Origin of the sequence: Acinetobacter sp. YH12021 (genome assembly GCF_013420145.1) — a bacterium.
Classification (GTDB): domain Bacteria; phylum Pseudomonadota; class Gammaproteobacteria; order Pseudomonadales; family Moraxellaceae; genus Acinetobacter; species Acinetobacter towneri.
This window is the reverse complement of record NZ_VOYT01000003.1, coordinates 210,691-230,427: the sequence shown is the minus strand read 5'-3', so window position 1 is coordinate 230,427 and position 19,737 is coordinate 210,691. Positions and strand designations below refer to the sequence as shown.

Sequence of the window (19,737 nt, the reverse complement as noted above, 5' to 3'; positions counted from 1 at the left end):
TACTCACCCGTCCGCCGCTAGCTCAGTTACCGAAGCAACCTCGCCCGCTCGACTTGCATGTGTTAAGCCTGCCGCCAGCGTTCAATCTGAGCCATGATCAAACTCTTCAGTTAAAATCATTTTGAAGTTTTAATCTAAACTTCCAAATCTGGCTCATCAATTTTCTGACTTAAATTTCGCTCAAATAAACTTCGAGTAATTTAAACCAATCAATCAATGAAATATTTTCGATCAATCAATCAGTAAAAATCCACACAAGTTGTTCTTCATAATCTCTTAATGATCTTCTCGATGCTTCGTCAGCATCAAGCTAGGTCGGCTATATTACGCTTTATTTTTAAAGTGTCAACTGGTAATTTAAATTATTTTAAACTTCCTCCCTAAAACCCAACCCAATCAATTTCAATCAAGTCATTGTTTTACCAGAAGTTTTAATCTTCATCACCGCCGATGGATGTGCATTATAGGTGAAATATTTCGCCTTGCAACCCCTCTTTTTAAGTTTTATGAGTTTTTTAATCCAAACGGTTAATTATTCAGCAAAATACTTCACTTTTCCACAAAATACTGTTTATTTCTTTTTCTTGATCATAAAAGGTTCAGGATTCATAACTACATCTGGCATTTTTTCTGGCTGATCATGTTCCTGCCATTTCAGTGCGCGGCAGTCGATATATTCACAATAGCCTCCTTCTCCTTGTTGTTGATCTCCATTTATAGCCAACTGATATTGAAAACTTCCGACATAACCTGCTGCAGCCCCAAATTTAAAATCACCACGACTCTGCGCCTGTAAATGAATTGAGGTGCCATCTTCATCTTGATAACGCCATTCAAACTCACGTGGCAAATACATACACTGACCTGTTGGCGTTTTTACTTTTGGATAAACCCGTTGAATATTAAATTGTACTTGCCCATCAAATACCCGAGTTTGCTCCGTGTTCGCATTTCGCAGATAGATTCGAGATTGCAAAATTCGATTCAACACATCACGACTTTGTAGCAATATCATTTGTTGCTGATGATTCAGATTAATCACTTGATAGCAAAAAAATGCCACAGCGAAATAAGGAAACTGGATTGAGCGGGCAAACTCAAAACTACCCAATTGCTCAATCTGAAAATGCTGATCTTTATAGCGTACACTTCCCTGACACTGACACAGCAAAGACCAATGTTCTGCCAAATTCATTCGCAATTTAGTGAAATATGAAATTGTAGAGCTTGTGGTGATCTTTAAATCAAAGCTAAGTTCGCTATCTTCACGTTGAATATGAAATTGCGGAAAGTGTCCAGTAATGCGCTCTTTATTGGCAAACTGAAAATACTCTGCAGTAAATACGCAATCATGTTGTATTGAATAATGATTGGACTGCCCCACCATGTGTGGGCTGCTACTACAAAGAATACTGGCTGTGTCTAAAGCTGAGGTTGTAATCACATTTTCAGGGCGCAGCATTGCGGTATTTAGGCTGCCCAATAAACCAATAAAGTTGAGATAATGTAAGGGTGCAGGCAAATTAGGAAGAATTAAGCCCTGATAGATAAATTTATAATGATGTTTTGGGGCGTGATAAGGCAGTTTGGCGGTTGCCGCAGGAGTTTGATTGAGTTGTTTGGAACGATCGAGAAAATCTTGAAACAGCTGCATATCAAACTCCTTGTGAGTTGATGCTTTTATGAAAGCTTAATTAACTCACTGCATTTTTTCTTGCCATAAAAGTGGTCACAAAACCTGAAAGTGCATAAATAATTGAAATCACTAAAATTCCAACAGGAATATTATAAGTCATGGCTGCAAGGATAAATACTGCGATTGGCAATACAAAAAACGGCACACGCTTACGATCAAAGGTTTTAAATGAATAATATTTAATATTGGAAATCATCAACAATCCTACTGCAATAATAATCACAGCATTGAGGATTTGTAGACCAATTTCACGAATATCATACAGTTCAGGAAAATCCCGTCCTACCCAAACCAGCGACACGATAATCAGCGCAGCCAAAGGACTTGCAACACCAATAAAATAGCGTTTATCGACCACACCAATTTGCACATTAAAACGCGCCAAACGGAATGCGGCACAAGCCGTATAAACAAAGCAAGCCGCCAAGCCGATACGACCTAAATCATGCAAACTCCAGCTATACATCAAAATCGCAGGTGCAACACCAAAGGCGAGCATATCGGATAATGAATCAAACTGTTCGCCAAATGGACTTTGCGCACCAATCGCACGTGCCACACGACCATCTAAACCATCAAACAATGCTGCTAGAAAAATGGCATAAATCGCTTGGCTAAATTCGCCATTCATACTGGCAATAATGGAGTAAAAACCCGACAGCAAGGCTGCCGTGGTAATCAGGTTTGGCCACAGATAGATACCACGACGTTTCACCTTTTGCCCTTCACGGGTATGTTCTTCTTCCACCACTTCAAATGTAATTCCGTCATGCTCAAGATCACGGGAACTATATTCTCCTTCGGGTTTGGATGTGTTTGTCATTATTTTGTGTCCTAACTGTAACCTGAACGTCTATTTAAATTTTTTATTCGCCAACTAACCAACGCACTGCAGCATGTCCACCATGTTCTTGCATACGCAAGTGCGGGAACAACCATTGCAGGGCTTCATCTGCATCTTCAGAGAATTTCCATGGTGGATTAATCACCAATAAACCACATCCGTTTAAGCCCACAGGAGTATCGTCAGGCCACACACAAATTTCACAAATGAGTTGACGGCGAATACCTGTTTTAAACATTTTCTTTTCAAAACGTTCAATCATGGCGCGGTCTTTAATTGGATACCACACCGCAAATACGCCTGTTGGCCATTTTTTATGTGCAGCTGCCAATAATTCAACCAACTGAGGGAAATCTTTACGTTCCAATTCATACGGTGGATCAATCATCACCAAACCGCGTTTTTCTTTTGGTGGAATGACGCCCAATAAACCTTCGTAAGCATCACGCTCATGTAAACCTGCGCGTTTGTCACGAATGTTATGACGCAATTGCTGGAATACATCGCGCTGCATTTCAAAAATAGTTGCTTTGTCGATGTCACGCATACCTTGTAAAGCAAACCATGGCGAACCGGGATATGCACCTTGCCCATCCGTTTCACGCATTGCTTCAACCAGTTTTAAATACTGCTGTACGCCTTCTGGTGCCTGACGTTTGATTGAATCATCTAGTTTCACTAAACGATGAATACCATTTAAAAATTCGCCCGATTTTTGTGCAGGTGCTAAAGATAAGTCATATTTACCCGCACCGCCATGTGTATCGACATAGCGATAAGGTTTATCTTTGGCATTTAAACGTGTCAGAATTTGCAGCAATAAAACATGCTTCATGACATCGGCAAAGTTGCCCGCATGGAAATGGTGACGATAATTCATGTTTGGTTCATTCCTAAAATCAACCGACATTTTAGCATGAAAAAAAGTTTCATTCAGGAGCTTGTATTCCTCTAAAATAATCAGCTTGTCTTGCATTTTGTCTGAGTATCTATTTTATGGACGCCACACTGCTTCCAAAATCTTGGAATATTGATCAAATTCTTGAAGATTTAGATTTGCATGGTTTTGCCATGTTGGATGATGCCTATTCACTTGAATATCAACAACAAGTTCTCGCAGAGTGTAGTCAAAATTTAGATCAATTTCGTGAAGCAGCCATTCAAAATGGTGTGGTCAGCAAAATTCGCAGTGATCATATTTTATGGATTCACGAAAATTTAAGCATTGCACAACAACATACCCAAACCCTTTTGACTTTGGCCGAACAATTCAATCAGGCATTTTATTTAGGGATTCGTGAGGTCGAAGCGCATTTTGCCAGCTACCAAGCAGGTTCTTTTTATGCCTTGCACCGCGATAACCCACAACAAAAAAATGATCGGGTGATTTCTGCTGTCTATTATTTACACCCTGAATGGCAGACAGATTGGGGTGGACAACTACGTTTACAAGACAAACATGGAGCATGGCAAATTATAGAACCACGCCCAAATCGGATTGCAATTTTCCAAAGTGATTTATTGCACGAAGTTTTGCCTGCGACACAGCAACGTCTTTCCATTACCGCATGGCTACGCAGCGGCAATCAACTTTGGTAAAAACAGACCGCATTTTTCAGACTATTGGCTTTAAAACTGTAAATTTGCCCCGATGTAGAGCAAATATTGCTATCAGGAATTCACCCATGCGCAACTCGACTCAACAGCTTATTCAACGTATTGGGGAAACCGACCAACTTTTTTTACAAGGCAATACGCCTGAATTGGCATTAGAACGTGCCGATTTACGCTTACAATTGGTGAGTTTGAGCGAGTTACGCCAAGAACAGATTTACTTTTTGCAAGAAGCCATTGTGCTGTTGGAACAAGGTCGGATTGAATTTGAAGAAATACCGTTGACGCTGTATATCAACTTGTCTTTGCATTTAGCCAAAGCCTATATGATGTATTTTGAGCTGACCCGCGATGCAAAATACGCCTTAATTACTCAACAAATTTTAAAAGCCATGACTCATTATGCACATGGAGATATTTTCTTTTTCTTGGCCTATGCCAGTGCCAGTAAAAATGAAAGCGCACTGTGTCGCCACTGGTTAGGTAAGTACAGTAAAACTGCCGAATTTGATTTGGAACTCTTACAAATTCACCCTGCTTTTAACGCCTATCAAACAGAAGTCTGGTTTAAACAAATTCTCAAAAGCAGAATGCATTAAAAAAACGCCTCAGAACGTTCTGAGGCGTTTTTTTATACTAAAAATATTAAAGATGATAATGACTTGAACCTAAACAGCTTGTAAACGATAAGCATCTAAATGTAATTGTTGATTGAGTTCATCAATCCAAATGGCCCAATCATCGTCTTGTACCAAATGACTGATTAAAAATTCACGTTGTGATTTATTCCAAAACGGCGCTTCATGTAAATTAATATGTGCAGGTAATTGATGCGTACGTACATACAATTCAATGGCTGCAGGGCTGCTGGCTAAACCGAGTTGGCTGAATAACATGGCTAATGATGGAGTATTTTGCATGAGCACCTTGCCCCCTTTTATTAGTTTCGTTGTAATTCCTTATTCAACCAACTTATAACAATTTGTATAAAAAACCCAGTCTTCCGACTGGGTTTGTTGTATCTTTTTGTGAGCACGCAGTTTACTGGCGCTTTTTAGATGAAAAGTATTTGATTTAACTTAAAAACTTTTAACTTAAATACCGATTAAACACTCGGATGTTGATCACTATGTAATTGCTCATTTAAGGTTTCAATCACAATGGCCCAATCATCATCTTTTTTCCAATGGCTTTGCAAAAATTGGCGCTGCCCTTCCGTCCAAAACTCAGCACAGTGTAATTTGGTTTCTGCAGGTAATTGATGCTCACGAATAAATTGATCAATTGCTGCATCGTCAGCATCTAGACCCAATTGTTGAAATAACAGTTCTAAAGTCGGTTGTTGGTCAAACATGGCATCCTCCTTTGATTCGTCTTGTACTTTTAATGACCTTAACCTGCTTCGAGCCGCAATTCAGCAGCAGCCGAGTTGCAGCATGTTATTTTTTGTACAACTAGACACTCAAATCTAAATACAAGCTTTCTTTGACTTCCTCCATCACCACATAGCTATGCGATGATGCCGAGGCGGGCAATTTTTTTAGAATGTTGCCCAGCAATTTACGATAGGTACTCATTTCCTTTAAACGTGCTTTGACTAAATAATCAAAATCCCCAGAAATTAAATGACATTCCAAAACTTCAGGAATATCGGCCAAATCTCGTGCAACTTGCTCAAACACATCGCCCGATTTTGCAGAAAGCTTGATTTCTAAAAACACCAATAAGCGTTTATCTAGTAATTCTGGGCTTAAACGGGCGTGGTAACCCATAATAATGCCATCACGTTCCAAGCGTTTTACCCGCTCTGAGCAAGGCGTGGTCGATAAATTGACCATCGCTGCCAACTCACTAATCGCGATTCTGCCCTGCTTTTGCAATATATTTAAAATCATCCGATCTATACGGTCTAATTTACGCATCTAAAATCCCTGTTATTTTATAATTTCCGCGAATAATCCTACGAATTCACTAAAATATTACCCTAAAAACAGCAAATTTCACTATTGAACCAAAAATATACTAGTTAAATAAACTAGGGATAGCGTTAGGACAAGCACATGCGTGTAATTGTTTTGGGTAGTGGCGTCATTGGAGTGACCAGTGCTTATTATTTAGCAAAACAAGGGGCTGAAGTGACGGTATTAGACCGTCAAGCTGGTCCTGCAGAAGAAACCAGTTTTGGTAATGCAGGACAAATTTCACCAGGTTATTCAACACCGTGGGCAGCACCTGGTATTCCATTTAAAGCTGTGAAATGGATGTTTCAGCATCATGCACCTTTAGCGGTACAACTTGATGGCAGCATGTGGCAATTGCAGTGGATGTTACAAATGCTGAAAAACTGTAGTGCCAATCAGTATGCAATTAATAAAGAGCGCATGCTTCGTGTTGCAGAATATAGCCGCGATTGTTTACGCAGCTTGCGTCAAGAAACAGGCATTCACTACGAAAACCGCGCCAAAGGCACACTACAAATTTTCCGTAAAGAAGCACAACTTGAAGCTGTGCAACGTGATATTCAAGTCCTACAAGAAACTGGCGTAGACTTTAAATTGCTCGATGCTGCAGGTTTGGCACAGGTTGAACCCGCCTTAGCCAATGCTCAAGACAAATTAGTCGGCGGCTTACATTTACCCAATGATGAAACGGGCGATTGTTATTTATTTAGCAAAGCTTTAGCTCAACATGCCAAAAACCTAGGGGTTAATTTCCAGTTTAATCAAAAAGTTGAACGACTCATTGTAGAAGGCAATAGCATTAAAGGTGTGTTGGTCAATGGTCAGGTACTGACAGCAGACCGCTATGTACTGGCATTTGGCAGTTATTCACGTGATTTTTTAAAGCCTTTGCATCTCGATTTACCTGTTTATCCGGTAAAAGGATATTCACTCACCATTCCAATTATTCAGCCAGATTTAGCACCTCAATCTACCGTTTTGGATGAAACCTATAAAATTGCGATCACACGTTTTGATCAACGTATTCGCGTGGGCGGCATGGCTGAATTGAGTGGCTTTAATTTGGGCTTAAATTTAGACCGACGAGCAACTTTGGAAATGGTGACGCATGATTTATTTCCGGGTGGCGATCTGAAACAAGCTGCGTTCTGGACAGGGTTACGTCCAATGACACCAGACAGCACCCCAATTATTGGTGCAACGCAGTATCCAAATTTATTTATTAACACAGGACACGGCACTTTAGGCTGGACGATGGCTTGTGGTTCAGGAAAGTTAATCAGTGATTTGGTGATGGGACGCAGTACAGAAATTAGTACCGAAGGTTTATCTCTACAGCGCTATCACACCACGTTGGCAGCTTAATTTCCAAATATACAGCGAACGGATTCAACACAAAACTACTTTGTTCAAGGAAGAACTTTATGTCACGACCAATTCGGGCATTGATTCATTTAGATGCCTTAAGTCATAACTTAAGTATTGCTCGACGTCATGCAAAAAACTCAAAAGTGTATGCCGTGGTCAAAGCCAATGCTTATGGACATGGTATCGAACGGGTCTACCCTGCTTTACAACAAGCGGATGGTTTTGCCCTGCTTGATCTCGCCGAGGCAAAACGCTTACGTGCTTTGGGTTGGCAAGGCGATATTTTATTATTGGAAGGCATTTTCTCTGCACAAGATTTACAAGATTGTCACGACTTTAATTTTAGTTTTACCGTACACAATACTGCACAAATTAAATGGTTACAGCAATTTCAGTCTAGCCATCCCACAGCGCGATTGCATATTTTTGTCAAAATGAATGCGGGCATGAATCGACTAGGTTTTGCACCCGAAGATTATGCTCAGGCTTGGAAGCGTTTGCTTGAATTAGAGATTGTAGCGAGTCTGACGCACATGATGCATTTTTCAGATGCAGATGGTGAGCGTTTTGGTATTTCGGGAATTCAGCAACAATATTCACAATTCCAACACATCATTCAAGCATTCCCTGCAGCAGTAACGGTCAGCAACAGTGCGGCTATTTTACGTCACAGCCATGAACTCCACTCCAACATTGTCCGTGGCGGCATCATGCTTTACGGCAGCTCTCCTGACTATCCAAAACATTGTAGCCAAAGTTGGCAATTACAACCTGCCATGAGTTTGCGTACAGAAATTATCTCCATACAGACTTTGGCGGCAGGTCAAAGTGTCGGCTACGGCTCCAACTTTGTAGCGGAACATCCCATGCGCATTGGCATTGCAGCTTGCGGTTATGCCGATGGCTATCAACGCACTTCTCCAACAGGTACACCTGTGTTGGTCAATGATTGTAAAACACGCCTGATTGGTCGGGTCAGCATGGATATGCTGGCCGTTGATCTTACACATGTGACCGATGCCGATATTGGTGCCGAAGTGGTGTTATGGGGCAAGTCTTCTACAGGAACTCTGCTAAGTATTGATGAAGTTGCGCATGCCTCAGGCACAGTCGGTTATGAGCTGATGTGTGCCGTCACACAGCGCGTACCCTTTTCTATTACAGCCACGGAATAAGTGTTTTCCATACTTTGATTATTCATTTGACCCAGTTGCATTTATGCACTCCCACTCCACAAGGAAATAGTGATGCCCAATTCTATTCAACATTTACACAGCAATGATTTTATGAGTGCTGTGACTGTATTTAATCATGTGGTTTATCTTTCAGGCCAAGTTCCAAGCAATCCTGAAGCAGACATAGACGCTCAGACACGAAACGTGTTCAACACGATTGAACAGCTTTTGGCTCAGGCCAATAGTGATAAATCACACTTGCTTTCTGCACAGCTCTTTTTAAAAGACCTTGCCGATTTTCCAGTGGTCAATGCCTTATGGGCAGAATGGCTGAAAGACTGCCCTAAACCTGCACGTGCAACCATTCAAGCAGAATTGGTGAATCCAGACTGGCGTATTGAAATTGCAGTTACGGCAACGCAGTTATAAACCGTAGCATTTTTAAATCTTCCTCATATTTAACGGTAATTGCGCTGAATAGGATATCCGGCTCGCTAAAGCGAACTCCGTACGCCAATGGCTACCGCTAAAAGACTCAATAAGGACATTGAAATGACACATACTTCGCAAAATTCTTTGCAATCTTCCCCAGACCAACTGCAACGTAAATTGTCCAACCGACACTTGCAGTTAATTGCCATTGGCGGTGCGATTGGTACAGGGCTGTTTATGGGTTCAGGTAAAACCATCGCACTGGCAGGGCCATCAATTCTGTTTATTTACATGATTATTGGTCTAATGTTTTTCTTTTTAATGCGCGCTTTGGGTGAAATTTTATTATCCAATCTGCATTACAAATCTTTTATTGATATGGCACATGACTTAATTGGCCCGGGAGCTGCCTATTATATTGGCTGGTCGTATTGGCTCGGTTGGGTTTTGGTGGGTATTGCAGACTTAGCTGCCATCATTAATTATCTCAACTTCTGGCTACCCGCAGGAGTTAGTTTTACCCCCACAGGACAAGCTTTAATCAGTGCTGGATGTGTTTTATTTGTACTCGGACTTAACTTGCTCACGGTTAAACTCTTTGGTGAAATTGAGTTTTGGTTTGCCCTGATTAAAATTTTAGCCATTTTGGGTTTAATTTTTATTGGTGGTTTTATGGTGCTCAATCACTTTCAATCCCCTGATGGTACGGCGTCAAGCTTCAGTAATATTTGGGCTCATGGCGGCATGTTTCCACAAGGCGGCAATGGCTTTTTAGCAGGTTTCCAAATTGCCTTATTTGCTTTTGTCGGGGTTGAACTTTTAGGCACAATGGCAGCAGAAACCAAAGACCCTGAAAAAAATCTGCCTAAAGCGGTAAATGCGATTCCAACTCGCATTATTCTGTTTTACGTCCTGTCTTTATTGGTGGTTATGTCTGTAACGCCTTGGAACCAAATTCCTGCCGATCAAAGTCCTTTTGTTTCCTTATTTCTACATGCAGGAATTCCAACCTCTGCGATTATCATGAATTTAGTAGTACTGTCTTCAGTGATGTCATCGATGAACAGTGGTGTGTTTTCTACCAGTCGCATGTTATTTGGCTTGGCAAGAACCAAGCAAGCACCACAAGCTTTGGCACGCTTATCCAAACGCGCTGTTCCTGCACAAGGACTGATTTTTTCATGCTTCTTTATTATGGCGGGTGCAGGTTTACAATATTTTGTACCCAATACCATTGAAGCATTCACTTTGGCCAGCTCTCTGTGTGTGATTTTATTTATTAGTATTTGGGGACTAATTATGGTGTGCTATTTGCGCTATCGTAAATTACAACCAGAATTGCATGAACGCTCAACCTTTAAAATGCCAGGTGGTGTGTGGATGAGTTATGTTGTACTTGTCTTCTTGTTTTTCGCCTTAATTATTTTAAGCTTAGAGCCAGATACTCTTAAAGCACTTATCGTCAGCCCATTGTGGGTGATCCTTCTTACCATCACCTACCGATTATTGTATTTACCAAGAGTCAGAAAAAGTGCAGCTTTAGAACGAGCTTAAACCGCTACTTGCTAAAAACTGAAAAACCCATCCAATTCAGGATGGGTTTTCTATGTGGTGAAAGTCATTCAAATTAATCCTTCAAATCAATATCGAATATCTACAGCATTAAATTTCCAAAACCTTGTTTAAGCTAAAAAAAACCTCTCAATGCACACAGACTAGCTTTTTTCTAGGCAAATTTAAAGTTAGCAACCTGTTAGTTTTTCTGGCTGTGGCTTTTCATTTGGAAAGAAGATTGGACGCAATTTCACACCGACGTCATTCAATAAACACGCCTGCTAGAAGTAAAAACCAAAAAAAGCGTGATCCAACATCATCCCTAAACCACCCATCAAAAACTTACAATGCTTGATTTAGATCTAGAATTTGAAATGCGCCAATGGTACCGACAACAAGGAAGATAAAAGCCCCCAAAACGAAACATCCGATCTTTGGGCACTTGCAACAATAACGGATATAACAGAGAGAAGATTTGAAAAAGGAAACGCGCGTATTCTAAGCAATTTCCCCTACCGTGCAGGTCAATCGACCTATTTTATAGTCGCTTATCCATTTTGATATTTGATAAGCAATATGAGCTTAGCTGATGATAGGCTTTTAATTGCAAAGATAAAATCAAGCGCAAAAAAAATGCCAGTCAACTTTTAGGTTGACTGGCATCACTCCCGAAGGAGTTTTAACTTAATCTAGCAGATTAAATTATTTAATCATGTCAGCAATTGCTGCGCGTTCTTCTTCAAGTTCGTTTAACGTGAAGTTGATACGCTCACGGCTAAACTCGTCGATTTCAAGACCTTGAACGATTTTGTATTCGCCATTTTCGCAAGTTACAGGGAAACCGAACATTACGCCTTCAGGAATACCGTAAGAACCGTCAGAAGGAATACCCATAGTTACCCATTCGCCGTTTGTGCCAAGCGCCCAATCACGCATGTGGTCAATTGCAGCGTTTGCAGCAGATGCAGCAGAAGATAAACCACGTGCTTCGATGATCGCAGCGCCACGCTTACCAACTGTAGGAAGGAATACGTCTTTGTTCCATTCAGCATCGTTGATTTTGTCTTTTAAGCTTTCTCCATTTGCAGTTGCAAAACGGTAGTCAGCATACATTGTTGGAGAGTGGTTACCCCAAACTGTCATTGTTTTGATGTCAGAAACAGCAACGCCAGCTTTTTGAGCAAGTTGAGTTAACGCGCGGTTGTGGTCAAGACGTAACATTGCTGTGAAGTTTTTCGCTGGAAGATCTGGAGCAGATTTCATTGCGATGTAAGCATTCGTGTTCGCTGGGTTACCAACAACTAGAACTTTAACATCACGGCTAGCAACTTCGTTAAGTGCTTGACCTTGACCAATAAAGATTTCACCGTTTACTTTAAGAAGGTCAGCACGCTCCATACCAGGACCACGTGGACGAGAACCAACCAATAACGCGTAGTCAGCATCTTTAAATGCCACTTTAGGATCATCAGTACCGATCATGCCAGCCAATAATGGGAAAGCACAGTCGTCAAGTTCCATCATTACGCCTTTAAGCGCAGCTTGAGCTTTCTCAAAAGGAACTTCTAATAATTGAAGGATAACTGGTTGGTCTTTACCCAACATTTCACCGCTAGCGATACGGAATAATAGGCTGTAACCAATTTGACCAGCAGCGCCAGTAACGGCAACGCGAACAGGTTGCTTCATGTAATTATCTCCAATTGAGAGGATAGTCAATGCGATTAAATAGCTGTTCTATCTAATCTTAATAATCATAAACGCGAAAGATTGTACTCCAATCATTCAGCGGATGCATGCAAAAGCGCATCAAATTCCACAAAAGTCTGATAGAAAATATGAATAAAATTTCTCAAAAAGCTTAAAATTCAGAAATTACAGTCACCTAGCAAACTAGTAAGAACCTTTAATGACAAACTGATTCGGGCAATTTGATTCAATCGCTGCACCGCACTGCTTATAGCGTCCTGCGGTGTTATAACAAATTTTGATTTCAGTTAAATAACTTTTACCTTGATGGTTAGAGCACTGAAAATGCACGCTTTTTGATGACATACCTGAATTGGACTTGAGAAACAAACTCCGTAGTTGTGACAATTGCACCGTCTGCGTGTCTTGGCCTGTCAATACCGAAGGCACGTTCATCCGATCTGCATTATTAATAATCATGCGAAAATACTGACTGGCATTCATGGGCACACAGCCGCCAATACCTTGCCACAATTGTATCCGTGCAGCTTCATCAGGCATGACTCGCGCCACCACTTTAGCTTGTAAAGGCGGCAACTTCGCCGATGACTGAGTGCTGCACTCACGCGCAGCAACTTCAGGATATAAGCCTTCAATATTCAGTGAGTAGCCTTCTAAACATTTACGCTTTTTGCTTTTGCTCGAATCGATTAAACACACGGCGGGCGTCATTTGCACGGACATCACATAGCCTTGCACGGGGGCAGAAAATGTATTTTGCGTACACAAAACCAAAGCTGTACCACTCAAACCGAGCAATGTAACTTGAATTGGCTGTAAAACTGTACTCATCCACATTTTCAATGCTTCAGCCCCCTAAATTCTTATACACCCAATGACTCACGCATCTATATATCAACACGCATGATCATCTAACTGTATCACTTGTAACATTTTCCTAAGGTGTATTCCGAGATGGAATATGTTGCATACGGCTACTCATTGATTGTCCACCCTGCCCCAACAGCACACCATAGTGCGTGGCATTGGTCATGACATGCTTGACATAGTCACGTGTTTCTAACAGTGGAATACTCTCAGTATATTGGTCTGCAGCAATCGCCTGAAACTCGGGCTGCCAACGGCGTGCACGGTTCGGGCCTGCGTTATAACCCGCTGTAGCGAGTACTGGACTATTGCTTAATTGTCTGTGAATGGTCGACAAATAAAATGTGCCATAACGAATATTGGTATTCATATCACTCAGCGCGGCAGGATTATAAGTTTCACCCATTTGTCGTGCAACCAAACGTGCCGTATCGGGCATGATTTGCATCAGTCCACCTGCGCCGACATGCGAACGTGCAGTGGTATTAAAACGGCTTTCCTGACGCATCAATCCATAAGCCCAAGCAGGGTCAATACCTGCATTTTGACTGTGGCTCACAACATAATTACGATGTGGCATAGCATAACGGTAACTATAGTTGTGCTTATTCACAGTACGATCTGCTGCATAAATGGCACGATCATACCAACCCATATCGGTTGCACGTTTAGCCGCTGCCAAAATCAAGCCATCATCTTGTCTTAAATACGCCTGACGCACCGCCCAGTTCCATTCACGATTGACATAATTGGCAGGTGCATTAATTTCACGCAAGGCAAAGGCACGGTTAAAGTGAATATCTTGATTCAAACGCTGTAAATCATTGGTACTTGGTTGGGTATTCGCAGGATTCGTATTGTAAGTTTGCCCAAGACGATCTTTCGCCAACAAGTTGTGATAATCATCACCCTGTGCCAGTTTTTTATAAATATTTTGTGCACTACGTTTTGAGGCTGCATCATTGCGTTGTTCTGAAGCACGTGCCAACCAATATTGCCAACGATCTTCCTGTTTTTGGGTCACACTCATGCTATCTACAGCACGAATTACACTTTCCCATGCGCCAAAACGAATCGCCTGACGGGCATAAATTTCTGCTTCTTCGGGACTAAAAGGTAAGCCATAACTGGCATCTAAGGCACTTAACACTTCACGGTTAAAATTGTTTTTCATGACTGTAGTGCCACCAATATAGCCTACTGCACGGTGCAACGCTTTTTGTACGGCATCGGGTGTACCCTCTGCGCTCCGTTTTAGTGAAGACAAGGCCGAATCCAGATCACTGTCAGCCAAACGACCTATGGCATAAATTAAATAAGCGTGATCTTCATTGCTGGCTTTTGGGGCCGACCATAAATAATTCAGTGGATTGGCCTGAATACTGTTCAGTTGTGCCAAACTCAGATTCATACCTAAACTTTGCGCAGTCGCCAAAGCTTGCCCTGACTGCCCTGCACGCAGCTGTCCCCACAAACGCTGCTGCTTGTCTTGCTGAGTCATGATTGGACTAGAGAGCATCATTCGGCCCAAACCTGTACAAGATTCAGGTTGTGAGTTCGTGGTCAGCCAAACATCTTTATATTCAGCAAGCACTAAAGGATCACCCGAACGGGTGCGCACCTGTGCCATGGCACAACTTTCCGCCTGATCCGCATTACTCACATAGGCAAGCACAGGTTGAGCACTGCCAAAATCTGCCTGTTTAACTTTTTCTTCGACATAGTCGGCAGCCAATTTTTCCGCCATAGCCGATTGAGGATGTCGCTGTGCAAACTGGATAATAGCGGTGGCAGGCTGCATACCAAGGTTGGTATTTAATGACCAATATTCAGGATAATAGCCCAATACATCATTTTGCATGGCGTATTGATACTGCTGCAATAAATCGACATCACCTGAATTGGCGGCACGTAACGCATCATTGAACTGTTCATTTGCCGCATGCGTACTTGCCATGACTGCAAACGAAACAAGGCTCAAAGCAAGCTTTTTAGCTAAAAAATTATTTTGTTTCATCATTTGCAGCATTCGCTTGCTTTCGGTCATTTACTTCCGCCTCGAGGTCCGCATCTCATCTTTAGGTTTAGTTTAATTAGTCTAGAACCGCAGTTGTGTTCTGTTATGTAACCTTCTGATTAGACACTATTAATCTTACAACTCATGTTCAAACAAATTTCTTCATATTTCAATCAGCTGTTGTGCTGATTTAAGGCTGTCAGTTTAGCGTGAATTCCTGCTAAAATATGCGCCTTTCTTTTGTCTAATGACGTTTATTTTTATAAACGATTTAGTGAACTATCTCTTAGGAGCCTACATGACGGTTCAAACCTTCATCCCCAATGGTGCCCAAGCTGCCTCAGAAAACACTGTTACCCAGCCACAGCACACCCCAGCCGACGGTTCAGTCAAAAAACTGTATATCGAAACGCAAGGGTGTCAGATGAATGAGTATGACAGTCACCGTATGGCAGATCTTTTAGGCGATTCTCACGGCTATGTACTGACCAACAACCCTGCTGATGCCGATATTCTGCTCATGAACACCTGCTCAATTCGTGAAAAAGCCCAAGAAAAAGTATTTTCTGAATTAGGTCGCTGGCGTAAGCTGAAAGAAAAAAATCCTGATTTGGTGATTGGCGTAGGCGGTTGCGTCGCTTCTCAGGAAGGTGACAACATTCAAAAGCGTGCCCCGTATGTGGATATGATTTTTGGCCCACAAACCTTACACCGTTTACCGCAAATGCTTGATCAACACCACGATCAGGTCGAAAAACCAAAGAAAGAAAAAATCAAACTGGTGGATATTTCTTTCCCAGACATCGAAAAATTCGACTTTTTACCTGAACCGCGTGTTGAAGGGTTTAAAGCTTTTGTGTCGATTATGGAAGGCTGTTCAAAATACTGTTCTTTCTGCGTAGTGCCTTACACGCGCGGTGAAGAAGTTTCACGTCCTTTAGATGATGTCTTAGCTGAAATTGCGACTTTGGCCGAAAAAGGCGTGCGTGAAATTAGCTTGCTCGGTCAAAACGTAAATGGCTATCGCGGTGAAACTTTTGACGGTAAAATTTGTACTTTTGCCGATTTACTGCGTTTGGTTGCCGAAGTACCTGGCATTGGACGAATTCGCTACACCACATCACACCCGCTTGAATTTAATGATGATTTGATTCAATGCTACCGTGATTTACCGCAAATGGTGTCGCATTTACACTTGCCTGTGCAAAGTGGTTCGAATGATGTGTTACAAGCCATGAAACGTAACCACACCATTGATGTGTATATCGACAAGATTGCCAAGTTACGTAAAGTACGCCCAGACATGCACTTATCTAGCGACTTTATTATTGGCTTCCCGGGTGAAACCGATCAAAACTTTGAAGAAACTTATCAGTTTATTCAAGATATGGATTTTGACCACTCGTACAGTTTCATCTATTCAAAACGTCCAGGTACGCCTGCATCTGAACTTGAAGACACCACACCTGAAGATGTGAAAAAAGAACGTTTAGCCAAAGTTCAGCAATGGATCAAACAATCCAGTATTGATAAGACCGATGCAATGCTCGGAACAGTACAACGTGTCCTAATTGAAAATGTTTCCGACAAAGACCCGAACATTTTAGTGGGTACGGCCGACAATACACGTTTAGTAACATTTATTGGTGACCCTGCTTGGGTCGGACGCTTTGCGGAGATTGAGATTACCGAGATTAAAACTTTGAATTTAGTTTACGGTGAACTCTTGAATCTTGAGCCTGACGTGGCGTAATGTAGGAGCTAAAGTCCAATAACAGATTAAGGAATTCTCTTGACTGCAGCGATTCGACGTACAGTAACTTTTCCTGGCATTTCAATGGAACGTCTAAAAAGCATGCTCGGTGCTTATAACGGACATTTGAAACAAATCGAACAACGTCTAGACGTCCAAATTTCTCATCGTGGTGACGCCTTTTTTATAGATGGGGAAATTGATGCAGTTGAACGAGCCGAAACGCTCTTGCAACGCCTGCATGAAGAAGCGGAAAGCTCTGCACAAATTAGTGCAGACACGCTCCACATGATGATTCAGGGCAGTCAGACTGACCGTGAATTACAATCGGATGATGGGCAAGAGCATACTGGATTGGATGCTGTTTGGTTGCAAACCCGCAAAGGGCGCATTAATCCACGCGGTGCCAACCAAAAGCGTTATGTGCAACGTATTTTGCAAAGTGATATTTCATTTGGTATTGGCCCTGCAGGTACGGGTAAAACCTATTTGGCTGTTGCCGCTGCCGTAGATATGTTGGAACGCAATGAAATCCAGCGGATTCTATTGGTGCGCCCTGCGGTTGAAGCGGGTGAAAAACTGGGCTTCTTACCGGGTGATTTAACCCAGAAAATTGACCCGTATTTGCGTCCCCTTTATGATGCCCTGTATGAAATGCTCGGCTTTGAAAAAGTTGCTAAGCTGATTGAACGTCAAGTGATTGAAGTTGCACCACTGGCGTATATGCGTGGTCGTACCCTCAACCACTCTTTTGTGATTTTGGATGAAGCCCAGAACACCACGCCTGAACAGATGAAGATGTTCCTGACCCGTTTAGGGTTTGGTTCACGTGCAGTGATTACCGGTGATGTGACTCAGGTGGATTTACCACGTGGTCAGCAGTCTGGTCTGGCACATGCCTTACGTGTGATTGATAAAATCCCTGAAATTCATATTACTCGTTTCCATTCTCGTGATGTCGTGCGTCACCAGCTGGTTCAGAAAATTGTTGAAGCCTATGAAGGCTGGGACAGTGAGCAACAGCGTTTAAGTGCCGAAGCGCGTGCAGAACGTAAAGCGCGCCAGGAAGCATTAATTGCGGAAAATGATGCCGCAGCAGATGCACAGCACTAATCGCTGTGCGCTCTGCAACCTACTGAAGTATTAAGGATTCATTTTGAAATTAAGTCTCAGCCTGCAACAGGACATTCAAGCGCCTGAGCTGGTGTTAAAACGTGCCTATCTGAAAAAAGTAGTCGAAACCACTTTAAGACATATAGACACCCAAAGTGATTGTGAAATTGGAATTGCCTGTGTCGATCATGCCGAAAGTCACAAGCTCAATCTGGAATATCGCAAAAAAGACAAATCTACCAACGTCTTGTCTTTCCCAAGCGATTTACCCGATGAAATGGCACAAGTTTTGCCGAGCTTCCCTATTGGGGATTTGGTAATTTGTATTCCTGTGGTTTTACAGGAAGCTGCAGAACAAGCCAAAACACCATTAGCGCATTTCACTCACATGCTAGTACATGGCACGCTGCACCTTATGGGCTATGATCATGAAACCTCAGATGAGGATGCCGAAGAAATGGAAGCTTTAGAAGTTGAGATTCTTGCCAAGTTGGGTTTGGATAATCCATACATGGAAAGAGATTGAATTTTAAGTTTTAGAAAATCATAAAAATAGCGGGCTAAGGCTCGCTTTTTTGTTTAAAACTACTCCCTCCCAATGGGAGGGAGAACATTCATTAGAGTCCCATGATTGCTAAATACCAGAAGAACATTGCTGCGTAAAGCAGAGAGTAGATTCTTGTTACTTGTCCACAAAGTCCTCTCTCCCTTTGAGAGAGAGCCAGAGAGAGGGAAAAACTAGCGCACCTCAAACTCAGCTTCAGCAGGGTCAAAACGCCACGTCCGTACAATCCGCAATTCAGAAATATCTTTCATTTTGGCATCAAATGCACCAAAAGGTGCGGCTTTACGCACCGAAGCTTTGGCTGCTTCATCTAGCATGGCATGTCCTGAACTTTCAATTAAACGAATGGCACGAATCCCACCATTGTTGTTCAAAATCACCATTAAACGTACTTCGCCTGCCAAATTCTGTGCTTTGGCTTGTTCTGGATAATAACGGTTACCATAAAATTCGACTTTTTGACGGAATTTTTCCATATAACCAGCGGTGTTGTCTTGCTTGGCCTGAATCCCATCGATGGTTTTAATTTTTTGCTGACGGCTAAAATTTTGTTGGCGTTGTAAATATTGCGCTTCAATACTGGCGACCATGGCAGCCTTAGCTTGGAATTGGCTATTCAACTCCTGCATGGCTTTTTTGCGCTGATTTTCTGCAGCCTGTTTTTGCCAACTGAGCGTGGTCATCAATACTTTTTCTTCAAAGTTTAATTCACGCTGTTGCTGCATACGCTCTAAACTTTCCAATTGCTGCTCCCCTGCACTTTGTTCAGTCATGGGTGCAGGCATATCACTCGACATGCGATGTTCTTCACGGAACGTACCTGAACCTTGCTGATCGGCTTGGGCTAAGAAATCTGCATCTTCAACTTTTGCATCGCTCATGCGTACCGATACCGCAATCTCTTTGACCGCAGCATCGCTTTGTTGCGGTGCAGCAAACTGCACGGCCAAAATTAATGCGTGCAATACAGCAGCCACCAGCAACGCTGCAGCAAAAATAGGATCTTTCCACCAATCTTGCGTAGAAGGCATCAATTGAATTTTTTTTAGCATCACATTAATCCGACAA

The 19,737-nt window shown here is 42.1% G+C and carries 19 protein-coding genes and 1 rRNA gene; 9 read left to right on the top strand and 11 right to left on the bottom strand.

What is annotated here, in order from left to right:
* The 4 genes from FTT91_RS05115 to FTT91_RS05100 form a co-directional block, all read right to left on the bottom strand.
* A 16S ribosomal RNA gene (locus FTT91_RS05115) occupies positions 1–113 on the bottom strand; the annotation flags it as partial.
* Positions 114–571: 458 nt separating this feature from the next.
* Entirely contained in the window at positions 572–1,654 is a 1,083-nt protein-coding gene (locus FTT91_RS05110) for a DUF6670 family protein (RefSeq protein WP_104853049.1), read from the bottom strand.
* 40 nt (positions 1,655–1,694) lie between these two features.
* Positions 1,695–2,519, bottom strand: a complete 825-nt coding sequence (pssA, locus tag FTT91_RS05105) for a CDP-diacylglycerol--serine O-phosphatidyltransferase (protein ID WP_004976213.1) — start codon at positions 2,517–2,519, stop codon at positions 1,695–1,697.
* A 43-nt stretch (positions 2,520–2,562) separates the two neighbouring features.
* Positions 2,563–3,420: a 23S rRNA (adenine(2030)-N(6))-methyltransferase RlmJ gene (locus FTT91_RS05100; RefSeq protein ID WP_026438537.1), complete on the bottom strand. Its 858-nt coding sequence runs from the start codon at positions 3,418–3,420 to the stop codon at positions 2,563–2,565.
* A gap of 116 nt (positions 3,421–3,536) precedes the next feature.
* On the opposite strand from FTT91_RS05100, the gene FTT91_RS05095 reads away from it, so the two are divergent.
* Both FTT91_RS05095 and FTT91_RS05090 read left to right on the top strand, forming a co-directional pair.
* Positions 3,537–4,139 carry a 2OG-Fe(II) oxygenase gene (locus FTT91_RS05095; RefSeq protein ID WP_180169080.1) on the top strand — a complete coding sequence of 201 codons (603 nt, stop codon included), beginning with the start codon at positions 3,537–3,539 and terminating at the stop codon, positions 4,137–4,139.
* An 86-nt stretch (positions 4,140–4,225) separates the two neighbouring features.
* On the top strand, positions 4,226–4,753 hold the full coding sequence (locus FTT91_RS05090) for a hypothetical protein (RefSeq protein ID WP_154321050.1): 528 nt from the start codon (positions 4,226–4,228) through the stop codon (positions 4,751–4,753).
* A 69-nt stretch (positions 4,754–4,822) separates the two neighbouring features.
* On the opposite strand, the gene FTT91_RS05085 is transcribed toward FTT91_RS05090, so the two are convergent.
* The 3 genes from FTT91_RS05085 to FTT91_RS05075 form a co-directional block, all read right to left on the bottom strand.
* Positions 4,823–5,080, bottom strand: a complete 258-nt coding sequence (locus FTT91_RS05085) for a DUF2789 family protein (protein WP_026438086.1) — start codon at positions 5,078–5,080, stop codon at positions 4,823–4,825.
* Between the two features lie 179 nt (positions 5,081–5,259).
* Complete coding sequence (locus FTT91_RS05080; protein WP_096901745.1) at positions 5,260–5,508, bottom strand: DUF2789 family protein; 249 nt, start codon at positions 5,506–5,508, stop codon at positions 5,260–5,262.
* 100 nt (positions 5,509–5,608) lie between these two features.
* Positions 5,609–6,076, bottom strand: coding sequence for an Lrp/AsnC ligand binding domain-containing protein (locus FTT91_RS05075; protein ID WP_180169079.1), 468 nt, complete (start codon positions 6,074–6,076; stop codon positions 5,609–5,611).
* Positions 6,077–6,214: 138 nt separating this feature from the next.
* Here FTT91_RS05075 and FTT91_RS05070 point away from each other — a divergent pair, with 138 nt between their 5' ends.
* The 4 genes from FTT91_RS05070 to FTT91_RS05055 all read left to right on the top strand — a co-directional run bounded on the left by FTT91_RS05070 (position 6,215) and on the right by FTT91_RS05055 (position 10,644).
* Positions 6,215–7,480 carry a D-amino acid dehydrogenase gene (locus FTT91_RS05070; protein ID WP_180169078.1) on the top strand — a complete coding sequence of 422 codons (1,266 nt, stop codon included), beginning with the start codon at positions 6,215–6,217 and terminating at the stop codon, positions 7,478–7,480.
* A 59-nt stretch (positions 7,481–7,539) separates the two neighbouring features.
* Entirely contained in the window at positions 7,540–8,658 is a 1,119-nt protein-coding gene (gene alr, locus FTT91_RS05065) for an alanine racemase (RefSeq protein WP_180169077.1), read from the top strand.
* Positions 8,659–8,730: 72 nt separating this feature from the next.
* Positions 8,731–9,087 (top strand): RidA family protein, encoded by a 357-nt coding sequence (locus FTT91_RS05060; RefSeq protein ID WP_180169076.1) that lies wholly within the window; start codon positions 8,731–8,733, stop codon positions 9,085–9,087.
* A 123-nt stretch (positions 9,088–9,210) separates the two neighbouring features.
* Complete coding sequence (locus tag FTT91_RS05055) at positions 9,211–10,644, top strand: amino acid permease (RefSeq protein WP_180169075.1); 1,434 nt, start codon at positions 9,211–9,213, stop codon at positions 10,642–10,644.
* A 702-nt stretch (positions 10,645–11,346) separates the two neighbouring features.
* Here the strand turns inward: FTT91_RS05055 and FTT91_RS05050 are convergent.
* From FTT91_RS05050 to FTT91_RS05040, 3 genes are all read right to left on the bottom strand, one after another.
* Positions 11,347–12,333, bottom strand: a complete 987-nt coding sequence (locus FTT91_RS05050; RefSeq protein WP_019836931.1) for a malate dehydrogenase — start codon at positions 12,331–12,333, stop codon at positions 11,347–11,349.
* A gap of 204 nt (positions 12,334–12,537) precedes the next feature.
* The gene (locus FTT91_RS05045; protein WP_131261023.1) at positions 12,538–13,185 is read right to left on the bottom strand and encodes a ribonuclease I; all 648 of its coding nucleotides are present in this window, start codon (positions 13,183–13,185) and stop codon (positions 12,538–12,540) included.
* Between the two features lie 106 nt (positions 13,186–13,291).
* A complete protein-coding gene (locus FTT91_RS05040; protein WP_180169084.1) occupies positions 13,292–15,178 on the bottom strand; it encodes a lytic transglycosylase domain-containing protein in 1,887 nt (628 codons plus the stop codon).
* Between the two features lie 358 nt (positions 15,179–15,536).
* Here FTT91_RS05040 and miaB point away from each other — a divergent pair, with 358 nt between their 5' ends.
* From miaB to ybeY, 3 genes are read left to right on the top strand one after another with little or no spacing between them, the layout of a single operon-like run.
* Positions 15,537–16,991 (top strand): tRNA (N6-isopentenyl adenosine(37)-C2)-methylthiotransferase MiaB, encoded by a 1,455-nt coding sequence (miaB, locus tag FTT91_RS05035; protein WP_180169074.1) that lies wholly within the window; start codon positions 15,537–15,539, stop codon positions 16,989–16,991.
* 39 nt (positions 16,992–17,030) lie between these two features.
* On the top strand, positions 17,031–18,104 hold the full coding sequence (locus FTT91_RS05030; protein WP_004976193.1) for a PhoH family protein: 1,074 nt from the start codon (positions 17,031–17,033) through the stop codon (positions 18,102–18,104).
* Positions 18,105–18,147: 43 nt separating this feature from the next.
* Positions 18,148–18,630: an rRNA maturation RNase YbeY gene (gene ybeY, locus FTT91_RS05025; RefSeq protein WP_004976192.1), complete on the top strand. Its 483-nt coding sequence runs from the start codon at positions 18,148–18,150 to the stop codon at positions 18,628–18,630.
* A gap of 212 nt (positions 18,631–18,842) precedes the next feature.
* Here ybeY and FTT91_RS05020 read toward each other — a convergent pair whose 3' ends face one another.
* Positions 18,843–19,700 (bottom strand): energy transducer TonB, encoded by an 858-nt coding sequence (locus FTT91_RS05020; protein ID WP_171062604.1) that lies wholly within the window; start codon positions 19,698–19,700, stop codon positions 18,843–18,845.
* Positions 19,701–19,737: the final 37 nt, after the last annotated feature.